This is a genomic window from Streptomyces sp. CNH287, assembly GCF_000424825.1.
On the sequence record NZ_AUKQ01000016.1, the window covers coordinates 31,266 to 45,519 of the forward strand.

Sequence of the window (14,254 nt, forward strand, 5' to 3'; positions counted from 1 at the left end):
GGCCCGTCCGGTGGATCTTCGCGGACCGGCCCGCACCCTCGGCCGGGGCCGGGCAGCGCCGGGTCGGCTCGGCTCGGCTCAGGACGAGGCGGCCCGCGAGCCGTGCAGGTCCGGGTCCGGCGGCGGGCCGCACACCCACTGGAGCGCGGCGCGGACCTGGCCGCGCAGCCAGGCGTGGGCCCGGTCGTCGTCGTACCGCTGGTGCCACGCCATCGTCAGGGGCACCGGCGGCGCGGCGAAGGGCAACGGGTGCACGCGCAGCCCGAGTTCCTCCGCCATCGGCCGGACCGCCCGCTCGGGCACGGCGGCCAGGACGTCGCTGTCGCGCACGAAGCGCAGCGCGGCGATGCTCGTCGGCACGGAGGCGATGACGCGGCGGCGCAGTCCGCGGGCCTCCAGGAGCTCGTCCAGCGGGTCGCGCAGCCGACCGCGGCGGGAGACCGTGACGTGGTCGGCGGCCGTGTACTGGTCGAGGGTGAGTTCGCCCGCTATCCAGAGGTGTTCGGCGCCCGCCACGACGACCGGCCGGTCGCGGGCGGCCGTCTCGTGCCGGATCTCCGGCTGCGCGAGCTGCCAGACAGGCCCCAGGCCGGTCAGCCCACGGAGGGCTCCCGGGGCGTCCACTCCGGGCTCTCCCGGATTCCGCGCAGGACCTCCGCATAGTCCAGCAGATGGCCGTAGTTGGTGTCGAGGATTCCGCCGGCGGCACCGAGGCAATGCGTCAGGAAAGCCCGCACACAGGCCGCGTCCTGGTATTCGACGAGCAGCGGCTCGAATTCACCGAGGCGCTCCCGCACTTCCCGCAACTCGTCCTCGTCGTATTCCGCGAGGACGCTCTGACCGGTCTCGACACCGAACACGCAGTCGCCGAGGGTGAAAGAGCGGAAATGCCGGGTCCCGGAGGTCTCGTCGAGTGCGAGGACGCGGCCCCGTACGTCGTCGGCGTCGGCCCGCGCCGTCAGCAGGACCAAGGTCTCTCTCATGGTGCGATGACTCCCATCAGCGTTTCCTTGTCCCTGGTGACCATGATACCCGCCTCCTCCAGGGAGCGGATGACACTGGGTTTCCCCTTCGGCAGGTAGACGATCACCGGCCGGTCGGTGAGGTCCTGGGTGACCAGCGCCTGTTTCAGCGCGCCTTTTCCGCCGCCGTCCTTGACCTGGATCACCGCGTTCTCCGTGACCAGGTCGAAGTCGGTCAGCGGTTTTCCGTCCGGCCCCATGATGTCGATTCCCTGTGCCCGTACGTGACCGGGATAGCGGGCGTGTATCTCGTCCGCCAGTTCCGGCACGAGCGGGTCGTCGCCCTTGCCGGTGATCCAGGGGCGGCAGGGCGTCAGCCCCTGCGGATCGGTCCACGCGTGCGGATTCCGCACGTAGGCGACGGGGTTGGGGGCGGGCGCCAGGCCCAGCGGGTCGGGGGTGGTGTAGCGGGCGGTCTCGGGGTCGTAGTGGCGGTGGAAGTTGTAGTGCAGGCCGGTCTCCGGGTCGGCGTACTGGCCCGGGAAGCGCAGCGGGGTGTACGCGGTGGCGCCGCGGTTCCAGGTGGTGGTGCCCCACAAGGTGGTGCGGGTGTGCCAGGCGATGTCTCCTTCCTCGCCGACCAGTTCGGTGGGCGTGCCGACCAGGTCGGTGACGATCGCGAAGAAGCGGGAGTCGATCTCGTCCTGGGTGAGCTGGTCGAGGCGGCGCTCGGTCTGGGCGACGGGGGTGTGCCCGTCGTGGTCCCAGGTGAGCGTCACCGGGTGGGGCAACTCCGGTGAGGTGGTCGTCTGTTCGACCAGGAGCGGGCCGTCCCAGGTGAAGTCGACCCGCTCCGCGGCCTGTCCGGCGCCGTCGAGCCGGAGCTTGGCGGTGCGGCGGCCGAGCGCGTCGTAGTGGTAGCGCCACACGGTGCCGTCGGGCGTGGTGACCTCGGTGAGCCGGTCCTCCGCGTCCCAGCGGTAGCGCCAGGTTTGCGGCTTACGGGAGAGCCGCGCCTTCTGGCGCAGTACGATGCGGCCTGCGGCGTCGTGCTCGTAGCGGACCCGGCCCGCCGTACGGATGCGGGTGCCGGTGTAGGTACGGGGGCCGCGCGCCTCGGGGTGGGGGGCGCGGTCCGGCCACCGGGCCTCGGTCTGGTTGCCCGCCTCGTCGTAGGCGTAGCTCTCGGTCCAGCCCTCGGCGCGCACGGCGGTCACCCGGCCCGCCGCGTCCAGGTCGAAGGCGCGGTCTCCGGCGAGCAGGTCCCGCACGCCGGTGAGGTGGCCGTCCGTGCGGTAGTGGTAGGACCGCCGTTGCAGGATGTCCTCTACCTCACCCTCGCCCTTGCCGGTGAGGGCGAGGGTCTGGCCGGTCAGCCTGCCCATCGGGTCCCAGTCCTGGTGCAGCGAGACCCCGTCGCCGAAGCTGCGGCCTCTCTCGCGGCCCTGGGCGTCGTAGGTGAAGCCGAGGGTGTGGCCGCAGGCGGTCAGCGCGGTGCGGTTGCCCGCCGCGTCGTAGTCGAGGGTGGTGACGGCGCCGCTGGGGGTGGTGCGGCGGGTGCGGCGGCCGGCGGCGTCGTAGGCGTGGTGCAGCGCACGGCCGTCCACGACCTCCGACTTGACGCGGCCGAGCCGGTCCCGGTGGTAGCGCAGTTCGGCGTCGGGTCCCAGGGCTACGGTGAGCCTGCCGGCCGGGTCGTAGGCGTAGCTGGTGGCGCGGCCGTCGGCCTCCTTGCGGACGACGCGGCCCAGTTCGTCCCGGGCGAAGGAGACGGTCTGCCCCAGCGGGTTGGTGCGGGTGGCGAGGCCGCCCGCCGCATCATGGGTGTAGGTGACGGTGCGGCCGTCGAAGTCCGTCTCGGACTCCGGCCTGCCCGCCGCGTCGTAGGTGTAACTCCAGCTCAGGCCCTGCGGGTTGGTGACCCGTACCAGGCGCAGGTCGGTGTCGTGGGTGAACTCGTGGCGCGACCCGTCCGGGTCGGTGCGGGCGGCGAGCAGGTCGAAGTGGGTGTACTCGTACGAGGTCACCCCGCCTGAGGCGTCCACGTGCCGGAGGCAGTTTCCCTCGCCGTCGTAACTCCAGCGCCGCTCCGCGCCGTCCGGGTCGAGGCGGCGGGTGAGCTTGCCCTCCGGCGTCCACTCCAGCCGGGTGACCGCCCCGTCCGGCGCGGTGAGCGCGGTCACCCGCCCGAAGGCGTCGCGCGCGTAGCGGGTGACGCCGCCGGTGGGGCCGGTGACCTCCACCGGCAGTCCGGCGGCGTCGCCGGTGATGCGGGTCACCGCGCCGGCCGGGTCGGTCACCGCGCACAGGTGGCCGCGCGCGTCGTAGTCGTAGCGCGTCACCCCGCCGGCCGGGTCGACCAGCGCGGTGCGGTTGCCGTACGCGTCGTACTCCTGCCGCCAGCGCGCGCCGTCCGGGCCGACGGCGGCGACCGGCAGGCCGAGCGCGCCGTACTCCAGCCGGGAGGTGCGCCCGTCGGGCCGGGTGAGGGCGGTGAGGCGGCCCTCCTCGTCGTAGTCGAAGCGGGTCGTACGGCCCAGCGCGTCGGTGCGCGCGAGCGCCCGGCCGCGGTGGTCGCGCCGGGTGTACGTGACGCCGCCGCCCGGGTCGTGCACCGCCACCACCCGGCACCGGTCGTCCACCACGTAGCGGGTGACCCGGCCGCGCGCCGTGGTGACGGTGGTGGTCCGGTGGCCGGTGGCGGGGTCCGGTGCGCCGTAGTCGAGGCGCACCTGGACGTGGCCCTCGGTGCCGCCCTCCGCGATGCAGCGGTCCCGGTTGTCGTAGACGTAGTCGTAGCGCCGCCCGTTGGTGTCGATCCAGGCGATGATCCGGTGCTCGTCGTCGTACTCGAAGCGCAGCGGCACGCCGCTGGACCTGGTCACCTCCGTGAGGTTCCCGCCGGTGTAGCCGTACCGGACCAGCTCCCGCTCCCCCAGGTGCAGGGCGGTGACGCGGCCGTCGTGCACGGTCAGCCGCAGGTGGCGGCCCGCGCTGTCGCGGATGTCGCGGGGGGCGCCGTCCGCGTCGTAGGTGAAGTCGACGCGGTGGCCGTTGCGGTCGCTGATCTGCTCCAGCCGCGCTTCGCCGTCGCCGCCGTAGGCGAGACCGTCCGGGAGCCCGCCCGCGCCGGTGTCCGGGAGCCCGTCCGCGCCGCCGTCCGCCGCCGTGTTCTCGGGTCCGGCGAAGTGCCAGACCCGTCCGGTGTCCGGGTCGCTGAGCGTGTAGTCCCCCTCCGCGGTCCGCTCCAGCGGCAGCCGCGGTCCGTCCTCGGGCAGGGTCGGCACCCCCGGCGCCGGATGCGGATAGGCCACCAGCAGGCCCTCCGCCGTCACCAGGACGACGCCGCGCGAGTCGATCTCCAGCCGCTGGTCGGCCGTGGAGGACCACGAGGGGCCGAACCAGCGCCCCGCCCGGTAGCCGGAGTCCGCCCGGCGCGAGAAGACCAGCGGCAGCGCGCCCGGCAGGGTCGCGTCCGTCTGCGGCAGGTACATGCGGCCGGTCGCCAGGTCGACCGGGTCGGTGTCCTCGGACTCCTTGTCGCTGTCCGGGCGGTTGTGCTGGCCGTTGCCGTCCTGGTCCAGCTGGTTGCGGCCGGAGGGGGCGTCGTCGGCGTGCCGGCCCGCCGTGGCGGCCTTCTTCGCCGCGCCCGCCCCCTTGGTGCCCAGGAGTTCGGGGATCAGCCGGCCCAGCCCCTCGGCCGGGTCCTGCTTGAAGGTCTCCCACATGTTCTGGGCCGTGCCCAGAGGGTCGTTGGCCACCTGCACGAGCCCGGTGACGGTGCTGTTCAGGTTGGTGACGTACTCCGCCGGGTGCGTGAGGTTGTACATGTCCGTCGGGTTGACGCTGCGGACGAAGTTGACCAGGTCCGCCCCGCCCTTGACCACCCCGCCGAACAGGTGCGACGCGTCCAGCTGGAGCCCGGTGAGCCCGTCCGACGCCTGCTCCGCGTAACTGGGCTTCGCCGGGGCCTCGTCCCGCGCCTCGCCCACCGCGGTCTCGGCGGTGCTGCGGGCGGTGTTGCGCTGGGTCCGGGCCTCCTTGAGGATCTCCTGCGCCTCGTTGAGCTTGGCGGTCCCCGGGTCCTTGAACTCGCCCGGATCGACCGGCCGGGTGCCCGGGTCCTCCCCGGCGCGCACCTTCGCGTTGTACGTCTCGGCGGCGGTGGTGTACGTCTCCACCTTGTCGTTGTACGCGGTACGGGCCTCCTCGGACTCCTTCTTCGCCTCCTTGTACTTCGTGATCGCGGCCTTGGCCCGGCCCTGCGCCCACTCGACGGTGTCGGCGAAGTCGCCCAGCGCCTTGGAGGCCTTCTCGCAGGCGTTGGCCGCCTTGAACCACTTCTTCGGCTCGATCGACACCTTCTCCCGGAAGGTGTCGGCCGACTCGCCCTTGAGCTGGTCGGAGTCCAGCCCCTTGAGCCCGTTCCCGACCTTGTTGAACGCGTCCTTGAAGTCCTTGAGGTGGCTGGAGTTGGAGCGCAGCGTGCTGACGCTGCCGTGGATCAGCTTCTTGGGGTCGTCGCTCTCGCCGAGCTGCATCTCGTCGACGTCCGCGCCCATCGCGTTGGCCGCCGAGTCGGAGTTCTCGCGCACCCAGTCGGCGCCGCTCTCCCAGCCGACCTCGTCCAGCCGGTCGGCCGTCCAGTCCCCGGCCGTGTCGAGCCCTTCGCCGAGGACCTCGACGCCGTCCTCGACGAAGTCCTCGACCGGGTCCGGAATGAAGTCCCCGATCCCCATCAGCCGGTGCCCTCCTGCCCGGCACGCTCCTGCTCGGCACGCTCCTGCGGAGAGGGCCCGAAGGTGTCGTCCAGAGCCTGGTCGAACTCCTGGTCGTCGAGGCCCAGCGCGTCGTTCATCAGGTCCGCCTGCGTGCCGCCGCGGCCCTCGGTCAGCAGTGCGCGGCCGGTGTCCTGCCAGTCCTGCTTCATGTCCTGCCCTGCCTTCTCCCAGGACTCGGCGCTGTAGTCAGGGGCGTCGGGGGTGAAGATGTCGCCCCAGTTCTGCCGGGCGACCTCCTCCTCGGTCGCGTACGGGTTGCCCACCAGGGAGTTGGCCCCGACCTTGAAGGTGCTCTCCCAGTACTGGTCCTCCGACCAGACCATGCCCGCGGCCAGGCCCAGCCGCTGCGCGATCTGGTTCGCGTCCTGCACCAGCGCGCGCACCCCCCACTCCCAGCGCTCGCAGAAGCCCTCGAAGTTGTCGGCCAGGCCGCCGCCTCCCGCCTCCATGCCCGTCATGGACATCGACTCGAAGCCGCTGCCCTGCAAGGCGCCGGTCGCCGTGCCCACGCTCTTCAGCTCACCGATGGCCGCGTTCAGCCCCTTGGTGATCAGATCGAGCGAGACCTTGCTGATGTCCAGGTCGCCGGCACCGCCCTCGCCGCCACTCACCGCGCGCCTCCCGCCGAAGCCTCCGGCCCGACGTCGACGGCCGCCTCGTCGGGCACGATGCCGCGTGCGGGCGGGAAGAGCATGGAGCCCTCCAGGTCCGCCACGTCGACGGCCACCCCGGCCGGACCGTCGATGGCCGGAATCACCCTGTCCAGCAGCCGCGCGCCCAGCACCGCCTCGTAGTCGCACGGCTGATCGGCAGCCGCCCCGCGAGCCAGCAGGAAGCGGGCCAGCGCCTCCTCGCCCGTGAACGCGTAGATCCACCGCACACCGCCGTACGCTGCGGACATCAGGCCACCCTCGGAGAGAGGCACGAGCACCGGCGTCCGGCGGAACTCCCCCACCAACGCGCGCGGATCACCCTGCCCCGCCCGCCGCGCCCTGATCTCCTGCGTCAACTCCACGGTGACCCCCGTACACGTTCCAGCCATCGGTCCGGCCAACGTAACCGCGGGTCGAGGGCCGTTCCCAGGGCTGGCGGCGGTCTGTTGCAAGCCTGACGAACAACCGCGCACCACGGGCACACCGCGTGACTCGCCCCTCACCACGGGCACCGAGCCGGGCACGTCCGGAGCGCGCGCCACCCCCGCGCCCGTACAGGCGCCTTCGTCGGGCTGGGTCCCCTCTGACGCCTCGCGCCCCCGGAGGGCGGCGCTCGGGCGTGGGGGCTCAGGCCTCGGTCACATCCGCCAGCGCTGGCCGGTGAGATCTGCGCAGGGCCTGAGAATCAGGTCTCCGTAGACAGCCGGGGGGCCGTCCGTGTCCAAGCACAGCCCGCTGTCCGGGTTGATCAACCGGCCGCTTTCTGCGTCGTAGCGCCAGCGCTGGCCGCTGCCGTCACCGCAGGGGTTGAGCACGGCAGCGACGCCGGTGGCGGGTTTCCCGTCCGTGTCGAGGCACAGGCCACTGGGAGTGTTCGTGAAACGCAGGCTGGTCTCGTCGTGATGCCAGCGCTGGCCGCTGTACCTCCCGCACTCCCGCAGCTCCACGTTGAGCCCAGGGCGTTGCGGGCCGTTGGTGTCGATGCACAGTCCGCTGTGCGCGTTCCTGATCCGGCCCGTGGACGCGGAGGGTGTGTGCGGCGGTGTCGGTGAGGGGGTCGCCGCCGGCGTGCTGGGCGGCGCCGATGCCGCTGGAGACGACGACGGAGTCCTGCTCGCCGCCGACTCACCCGGAGACGCGGCCGTGGCTGATCCCGAGGGGCTCCGGCCGGGCAGCACCGTCCAGAGGATTCCGCCGATCAGGAGGAGGAGCGCCACCGCTCCCGCCGCGGCGGCGGCCCGGCTCGTGCGCCAGGTCGGTGCGGCAGCGGGCGGCTCGGCAGCTTCCGGCAGCTGCCACGTGGTGGCGAGGACTGTGCTGACCGCATCGGTGTCGAGGCTCGTCCCGGCATCCTGGTCACCGGTCAGTTGCGAAAGCAGCTGCTCGGGGGTGGGGCGCCGCTCGGGTGATCGGGACAGAGCCGACGTCAGCAGAACCTTCAGAGCAGCGGGAACTCCGTCAAGGTCGGGTTCCTCGTGCAGCATGCGGTGCAGCACCACTTCGACCGGACCGGTGCCGAACGGCGGCCGTCCGGTAGTGGCGTAGGCGATGGTCAGCGCCCACGCGAACACGTCGGCCGGCGGACCGGCCTGCCCGCGAAACTGCTCCGGTGCCATGTATCCCACGGTCCCGACGGCCACGCCGGTGCGGGTCAACGCCGTCGCGTCGGCGGCCCTCGCGATGCCGAAATCGATGACCTTCGGGCCCTGTTCCGACAGGAGAACGTTGCCGGGCTTGAGGTCACGATGCACCACGTCGGCCCGGTGGATCGCCACCAGCGCCTCGGCCAGCCCGACGGCGAAGCCGTGCGCCATGTCACCACGCAGCGGCCCGTGCTCGCGGACGTGTTCCAAGAGCGTCGGGCCCTGTACGTACTCCATGACGACGAACGGGCTGCCCGTCTCGACCTCGACGGCCAACACCCGCGCCGTGCACGTGCCCTGAACGCGCAGCAACGCCGCGGCCTCACGCCGAAACCGTGCCCGGAACTCGGGGTCCGAGGCGAACTCTTCGCGTAACCGCTTGACGGCCACCAGCCGGCCGTCAGCGTCTTGTGCCAGATAGACGACGCCCATGCCGCCCGCACCGAGCCGACCGACAAGCGTCGAGTCGCCGACCCGCTTCGGGTCCTCCGCGCTCAGGCTGCTCAAGCTCACGTGATCCTCCGGAAACGGCCGGTTGACGCTGCACTCACGTCGAAGACGGGAACTCGCACTCGTCACGGTTCGATGGCGCGAGGTCACCCTCCGGTGACACCGGAGGGGCTACGGGGCCGAGCCGCCGCGTGCCGTACGACCACGGCGCAGGTAGTACCAGGACATGTTCGAGGTCAGGCCCGCCAGCAGCAGCCAGACGACGCCCAGCCAGTGGCCGTTGGCGAACGAGACGACCGCGGCGATCACCGACAGCGCGCAGAGCACCGTGACGTAGAGCCCGATCCCGCGCGGCAGGCGGGACGACAGGCGGGACAGCGGCCGGGAGGACGGCGGGGCGGCGGGCATGGGGGCGGGCTCCAGTCGGCGCGGCGGGCGGGTACGGGCACGCGCGTACGTGCCGCCGCCATTGTCCCCCATGCCGCCCGGCACTCAGATGTCGGTGAGCCGGACGCCCGCGTGTGCGCTGTAGCGGCGGTTCACCGAGATCAGGTTGGCCACGAGCGACTCGACCTGGTGCGCGTTGCGCAGCCGCCCCGCGAAGACGCCCCGCATGCCGGGGATGCGCCCGGCCAGCGCCTGCACGATCTCGCAGTCGGCCCGCACCTCGCCCAGCACCATCACGTCCGTCTCGATCTCCTCGATCTCCTGGTCGCAGAGCAGCACCGCCGAGAGGTGATGGAAGGCCGCGGTGACCCGGGAGTCCGGCAGCAGGGCCGCGGCCTGCTCGGCGGCGCTGCCCTCCGGCGGGGTGAGCGCGTAGGCGCCCTTCTTGTCGAAGCCGAGCGGATTGACGCAGTCGACGACCAGCTTGCCCGCCAGCTCGGTGCGCAGGGACTCCAGCGTCTTGGCGTGCCCGTCCCAGGGCACCGCCACGATCACCACGTCGGAACGGCGCGCGCACTCGGCGTTCTCGGCGCCCTCGATGCCCAGGCCCAGTTCACCGGCCGCCTGCTGGGCCCGCTCGGCCGCCCGCGAGCCGATGATCACCTGCTGGCCGGCCCGCGCCAGCCGGTAGGCGAGCCCGCGGCCCTGGTCTCCGGTGCCGCCGAGCACGCCGACGGTCAGTCCCGAGACGTCCGGGAGGCTCCAGGGGTCCTTCTTGGCTGCGGGTGTCGCGGGAGAAGTCATGGCCCGATCCTGCCAGCACCTGCCGCCTCCCGCCCCGCCGGGCGCCCGTGAAGGTGATCACTTCCGGGCTCCGAAATTCGATTGCCTCACCTGGCAGGTGAGGCCCAGGATGACCGGTCGTGCCCAGAAAACCACGCGCGCTGCTGCCTGACCTCTCCCCCTGGCGCTCCTCGCGCGACTTCCGCCTGCTGTGGTGCGCGGGAGCGATCACCGTCTTCGGCAGCTTCCTGTCGTTCGTCGCCCTGCCCTTCCAGCTCAAGGAGCTGACCGGCTCACCGGTCGCGGTCGGAGCGCTGGGCGCGGTGGAACTGGTCCCGCTGCTCGTCTTCGGACTGTACGGAGGCGCGCTGGCCGATGCCTTCGACCGCCGGAAGCTCATCATCTGGAGCGAGGCAGCGCTCGGCATCGTCGCGCTCGGGCTGCTCCTGAACACTCTGCTGCCGCACCCGATGGTCTGGCCGCTGTATGTCGCCGGGGCGCTGACCAGCGCACTCGTCGGCATCCAGCAACCGGCGCTGTCCGCGCTCCTCCCCCGCATCGTGCCGCACGACCAGCTCAGCGCCGCCGCCGCGCTGAACGCCCTGCGCTGGCAGATCGGGGGCGTGGCGGGACCGGCGCTGGCCGGGCTGCTGATCGCCTACGCCGGGCTGGAGACCGCGTACGCCCTGGACACGCTCACCTTCGCGGGCTCCCTCCTGCTGGCCCGGCGGCTCAGCCCCTCCCCCGCCGCGCACGACGCGGAGAAGCCCTCGCTGCGCGGCATCCTGGAGGGCGCGCGCTACGCCTGGAGCAGGAAGGAACTGCTGGGCACGTACGCCGTCGACGTGGTGGCGATGCTCTTCGCCTTCCCGCTCGCGCTCTTCCCCTTCCTGGCCGACCAACTGGACGCCGAGTGGGCGCTCGGCCTGATGTACGCGACGCTGCCGCTGGGCTCGATGATGGTGAGCGCGACGAGCGGGTGGATGGGCCGGGTGCACCGGCACGGCCGGATGGTCGCGTTCGCCGCGATGGGCTGGGGTGCGTCGATGGCGGTGGCGGGACTGATGGGGAACATCTGGCTGGTGCTGTTCTTCCTCACCGTCGCGGGCGCCTTCGACATGGTGAGCGGCATCTTCCGCACCACCATGTGGAACCAGACCATCCCGGACGAGCTGCGCGGGCGGCTGGCGGGCATCGAGCTGCTGTCGTACTCGGCCGGGCCGCAGCTCGGCCAGTTCCGCTCGGGCGGCATGGCTGCGCTGACCTCGGTGCGGACCTCGGTGTGGGGCGGTGGCGTGGTGTGCGTGGCCGCGGTGGGGCTGCTGTCGCTGGCGCTGCCGAAGCTGATGTCGTACGACGCCCGGACCGACCCGCACGCCCGCGCCATGCGCGAGCGCGGGGCGGCGCAGGCGCAGGCGCAGGCGCAGGCACAGGAGTAGCCGGGCGCGGGCGACGGCCGGGGAGCGGGGCCGGCACGGGACGGTACGGGCCCGGGGCTCAGCCGTCCTCGTCGTCCGCCGCGCGGCGGCCCGCGTCGTGCCAGCGCGGATCGGTCTCCCACTCGAGGTTGCGCTCGTGGGCCGTCTCCATCGCGTGCGCCGCCGCCTCGCGGCTCGGGTAGGGGCCGAAGCGGTTCTTTCCCGGGCAGTCGGGCCCCTCCTCGACGGTCTGGTGGTCGAGGCAGTAGTACCACTCGCCGGGCTTGCCCACGGTCTTGCGTTTGAACAGCGCCATGCCCCCATGCTCCCCCAGGGACGGGCAGCGGACCACAGCTGGCCGCGCTCCCGCATTAGACTCGCCGCCATGTCAGGCCAGACACTTCTCGTACCCGGCACCCTCTCCTCTCCGCGTGCCGTTCCGCCCTCGATCCCGCGTCCGGAGTACGTGGGCCGCAAGGCACCCGCCCCGTACACCGGGCCCGCGGTGCAGGACTCCGGGACCATCGAGCGGATGCGGGTCGCGGGCCGCATCGCCGCGCAGGCGATGGAGGAGGCCGCCCGGCACATCGCCCCCGGGGTGACGACGGACAAGCTGGACGAAGTCGCGCACGCCTACCTGTGCGACCACGGCGCCTATCCCTCCACGCTGGGCTACCGCGAGTACCCGAAGTCGCTGTGCTCCTCGGTCAACGAGGTCATCTGCCACGGCATCCCCGACTCCACGGTGCTGCGCGACGGCGACATCGTGAACCTGGACGTGACCGCCTTCGTCGACGGCGTGCACGGGGACAACAACGCGACCTACCTGTGCGGGGAGGTGGCCGAGGAGTCGCGGCTGCTGGTGGAGCGGACGCGCGAGTCGCTCAACCGCGCGATCAAGGCGGTGCGGCCGGGCCGCCAGATCAACGTGATCGGCCGCGTCATCGAGTCGTACGCCAAGCGCTTCGGCTACGGCGTGGTCCGGGACTTCACCGGGCACGGCGTCCACACCTCGTTCCACTCCGGGCTGATCGTCCCGCACTACGACGACGAGCGGGCGACGACCGTGATGGAGCCGGGGATGACCTTCACCATCGAGCCGATGCTCACCCTGGGCACGCACGAGTGGGACATGTGGGACGACGGCTGGACGGTCGTCACCCGGGACCGCAGGCGCTCGGCGCAGTTCGAGCACACCCTGGTGGTGACCGCCACCGGAGCGGAGATCCTGACCCTGCCCTGATCACAGCGGACGCGGCTTGCCGAAGCTTGCCGACAGCACGTCGGCAATCCATTGACTTAGGTAAGCCTAAGTAAGAGGATCAGGGGCAGCGTCAGCCCTCGGGCGGCGCCTCCTTCCCCGTACCGCTCCCCCGGAGGCCCCAGCATGGCCGCGTCCGATCCCACGCCCTTCTCCACGCTGATCCGCACCGCCTCGCAGGAGCAGCACACCGAGGCCGAGTCCACCGCCTTCATGGCCCACCTGCTGGGCGGACGGCTCGGAGTGGACGCGTACCGGCGCTACACCGAGCAGCTGTGGTTCCTCTACACGGCGCTGGAGGAGGCAGCGGGCCCGCTGGCCGGCGACCCGGTGGCGGGCCCGTTCCTGCGGGCCGGCCTCCACCGGCTGCCCTCCCTGGGCCGCGACCTGGACCACCTGCACGGAGGGACGGGCTGGCGCACGGAGATACGGCCGCTGCCGGCCACCCGCGGCTACGCCGCCCGGGTCGCGGAGGTGGCCCGCGACTGGCCGGGCGGTTACGTCGCCCACCACTACACCCGCTACCTCGGCGACCTCTCCGGCGGCCAGATCATCCGCGACAAGGCCGAGCGCACCTGGGGCTTCGCCCGCAAGGGGGACGGCGTGCGCTTCTACGTCTTCGAGGAGATCGGCAACCCCGCGGCGTTCAAGCGGGAGTACCGCGAGCGGCTGGACGCACTGCCCGTGGACGACCTGGAGAAGCAGCGCATCGTGGACGAGTGCAAGCGCGCCTTCGCGCTGAACACCGCGGTCTTCCGGGAGTTGGGCGAGCAGCACCCGCTGAGCGCCTGAGGGCTGCCAGGTGGGCCGGGGTCGGTTGACCGGCGCGGCTCACGACTGCACGCCGGAGACCGCGGCGCGCGCCGCGGGCACGGCGGCGCCCGCCCACCGCCCGAGCGCGACCTCGGCGGTGATCCCGGGACCGAACCCGGCGATGAGCCCGCGCGCGGACTCGGGGACACCGCCCTCCGCGAACAGCCGGTCCAGCGCGTCGAAGACGACCGAACTGGCGATGTTCCCGTATTCGGTGAGCGTGGCCCGGCTGAAGCGGAACATCTCCGGCGGGACGGCCAGGTACCGGCACAGGTCGTCCAGGATGCGCGGCCCGCCCGCGTGCACGATCATGAAGTCCAGCAGCGAGACGTCCCAGCCGTGCTGCTCCGTCAGCGACTTCAGGACCGGGGCCAGCATCTCCATCGTGCCCGGCACCCGCTTGTCGAGCAGGAAGTGGAAACCGGTGTCGCGCACCGCGTAGGAGATCCACTCCTCGGTGCCCGGCACCAGGTGCGAGCCGTTCCGCTCCAGCCGGATGCCCGAGCCGCCACGGCCGCGCACGACCGCCGCCGAAAGGGCGTCGCCGAAGAGGCCGTTGGACAGCAGCGAGCCGACGCCGAGGTCGGTCGGCTGGTAGCAGAGCGAGCAGAACTCGCAGGAGACGATGAGGGCGTTGGACCCCGGGTAGGCGGTGCAGAAGTCGTGGGCCCGGCTGATCGCGGCGCCGCCCGCCGCGCAGCCGAGCTGGGCGATGGGCAGCTGCCTGGTCTCCGCACGGAAGCCCATGTTGTTGATCATCCACGCGGTGAGCGAGGGCATCATGAACCCGGTGCAGGAGACGTAGACGATCAGGTCGATCTCCGCCGGCTCCAGCTCCGCGTGCGCCAGCGCGCGGCGGACGACCTCGGGCGCCCGGGACTTGGCCTCCCGCTCGTAGCGCAGGTTGCGCTCCTCGAAGCCGGGATGGCGCAGCGTCTCCTCGATGGGCTGCACGAGATGGCGGGTGCGCACGCCGGTGTTCTCGATGAGCCGCAGGGCCAGCGCGAGCTGCGGATGCCCCGGGTGCCGCTCCCGCGCCAGCCCGAGCGTCTCCTCCAGCGTGATGACATGCTCCGGCACGGACACGGCGGGCCGGCACAGCG

The 14,254-nt window shown here is 72.3% G+C and carries 12 protein-coding genes; 3 read left to right on the top strand and 9 right to left on the bottom strand.

The window, feature by feature from the left end:
* Positions 1-78 precede the first annotated feature (78 nt).
* The 7 genes from H299_RS34685 to npdG all read right to left on the bottom strand — a co-directional run bounded on the left by H299_RS34685 (position 79) and on the right by npdG (position 9,680).
* Entirely contained in the window at positions 79-717 is a 639-nt protein-coding gene (locus H299_RS34685; protein WP_486587310.1) for a LysR substrate-binding domain-containing protein, read from the bottom strand.
* Positions 718-979: 262 nt separating this feature from the next.
* Positions 980-5,701, bottom strand: a complete 4,722-nt coding sequence (locus H299_RS34690; RefSeq protein WP_051262567.1) for a putative T7SS-secreted protein — start codon at positions 5,699-5,701, stop codon at positions 980-982.
* Positions 5,701-6,354 (bottom strand): hypothetical protein, encoded by a 654-nt coding sequence (locus tag H299_RS0117270; protein WP_027749416.1) that lies wholly within the window; start codon positions 6,352-6,354, stop codon positions 5,701-5,703. Before H299_RS0117270 ends, H299_RS34690 begins: the two co-directional genes overlap by 1 nt.
* Positions 6,351-6,644: a hypothetical protein gene (locus H299_RS0117275; RefSeq protein ID WP_486587311.1), complete on the bottom strand. Its 294-nt coding sequence runs from the start codon at positions 6,642-6,644 to the stop codon at positions 6,351-6,353. Before H299_RS0117275 ends, H299_RS0117270 begins: the two co-directional genes overlap by 4 nt.
* Positions 6,645-7,034: 390 nt before the next feature.
* Complete coding sequence (locus H299_RS37625) at positions 7,035-8,546, bottom strand: serine/threonine protein kinase (protein ID WP_158692340.1); 1,512 nt, start codon at positions 8,544-8,546, stop codon at positions 7,035-7,037.
* A gap of 114 nt (positions 8,547-8,660) precedes the next feature.
* Positions 8,661-8,867 (bottom strand): hypothetical protein, encoded by a 207-nt coding sequence (locus H299_RS0117285; protein ID WP_037759480.1) that lies wholly within the window; start codon positions 8,865-8,867, stop codon positions 8,661-8,663.
* A 114-nt stretch (positions 8,868-8,981) separates the two neighbouring features.
* Positions 8,982-9,680 (bottom strand): NADPH-dependent F420 reductase, encoded by a 699-nt coding sequence (npdG, locus tag H299_RS0117290; protein WP_027749419.1) that lies wholly within the window; start codon positions 9,678-9,680, stop codon positions 8,982-8,984.
* A gap of 119 nt (positions 9,681-9,799) precedes the next feature.
* Here npdG and H299_RS0117295 point away from each other — a divergent pair, with 119 nt between their 5' ends.
* Positions 9,800-11,098 carry an MFS transporter gene (locus H299_RS0117295; RefSeq protein WP_027749420.1) on the top strand — a complete coding sequence of 433 codons (1,299 nt, stop codon included), beginning with the start codon at positions 9,800-9,802 and terminating at the stop codon, positions 11,096-11,098.
* A gap of 58 nt (positions 11,099-11,156) precedes the next feature.
* On the opposite strand, the gene H299_RS0117300 is transcribed toward H299_RS0117295, so the two are convergent.
* Positions 11,157-11,393, bottom strand: coding sequence for a hypothetical protein (locus H299_RS0117300; RefSeq protein WP_027749421.1), 237 nt, complete (start codon positions 11,391-11,393; stop codon positions 11,157-11,159).
* Positions 11,394-11,462: 69 nt separating this feature from the next.
* On the opposite strand from H299_RS0117300, the gene map reads away from it, so the two are divergent.
* Together map and H299_RS0117310 are read left to right on the top strand one after the other, a co-directional pair.
* On the top strand, positions 11,463-12,320 hold the full coding sequence (gene map, locus H299_RS0117305) for a type I methionyl aminopeptidase (RefSeq protein ID WP_027749422.1): 858 nt from the start codon (positions 11,463-11,465) through the stop codon (positions 12,318-12,320).
* Positions 12,321-12,464: 144 nt separating this feature from the next.
* Positions 12,465-13,130 carry a biliverdin-producing heme oxygenase gene (locus tag H299_RS0117310; protein ID WP_027749423.1) on the top strand — a complete coding sequence of 222 codons (666 nt, stop codon included), beginning with the start codon at positions 12,465-12,467 and terminating at the stop codon, positions 13,128-13,130.
* 39 nt (positions 13,131-13,169) lie between these two features.
* Here the strand turns inward: H299_RS0117310 and H299_RS34700 are convergent, their stop codons facing one another.
* Complete coding sequence (locus tag H299_RS34700; RefSeq protein ID WP_486587325.1) at positions 13,170-14,231, bottom strand: type III polyketide synthase; 1,062 nt, start codon at positions 14,229-14,231, stop codon at positions 13,170-13,172.
* Between the last annotated feature and the right edge of the window lie 23 nt (positions 14,232-14,254).

What these genes read in the sequence shown, in the direction of transcription:
- map (WP_027749422.1), top strand. Translation starts at nt 11,463, where the DNA reads ATGTCAGGCCAGACACTTCTCGTACCCGGCACCCTCTCCTCTCCGCGT.
- H299_RS34690 (WP_051262567.1), bottom strand. Translation starts at nt 5,701, where the DNA reads ATGGGGATCGGGGACTTCATTCCGGACCCGGTCGAGGACTTCGTCGAG.
- H299_RS0117275 (WP_486587311.1), bottom strand. Translation starts at nt 6,644, where the DNA reads ATGTCCGCAGCGTACGGCGGTGTGCGGTGGATCTACGCGTTCACGGGC.
- H299_RS0117300 (WP_027749421.1), bottom strand. Translation starts at nt 11,393, where the DNA reads ATGGCGCTGTTCAAACGCAAGACCGTGGGCAAGCCCGGCGAGTGGTAC.
- H299_RS0117310 (WP_027749423.1), top strand. Translation starts at nt 12,465, where the DNA reads ATGGCCGCGTCCGATCCCACGCCCTTCTCCACGCTGATCCGCACCGCC.
- npdG (WP_027749419.1), bottom strand. Translation starts at nt 9,680, where the DNA reads ATGACTTCTCCCGCGACACCCGCAGCCAAGAAGGACCCCTGGAGCCTC.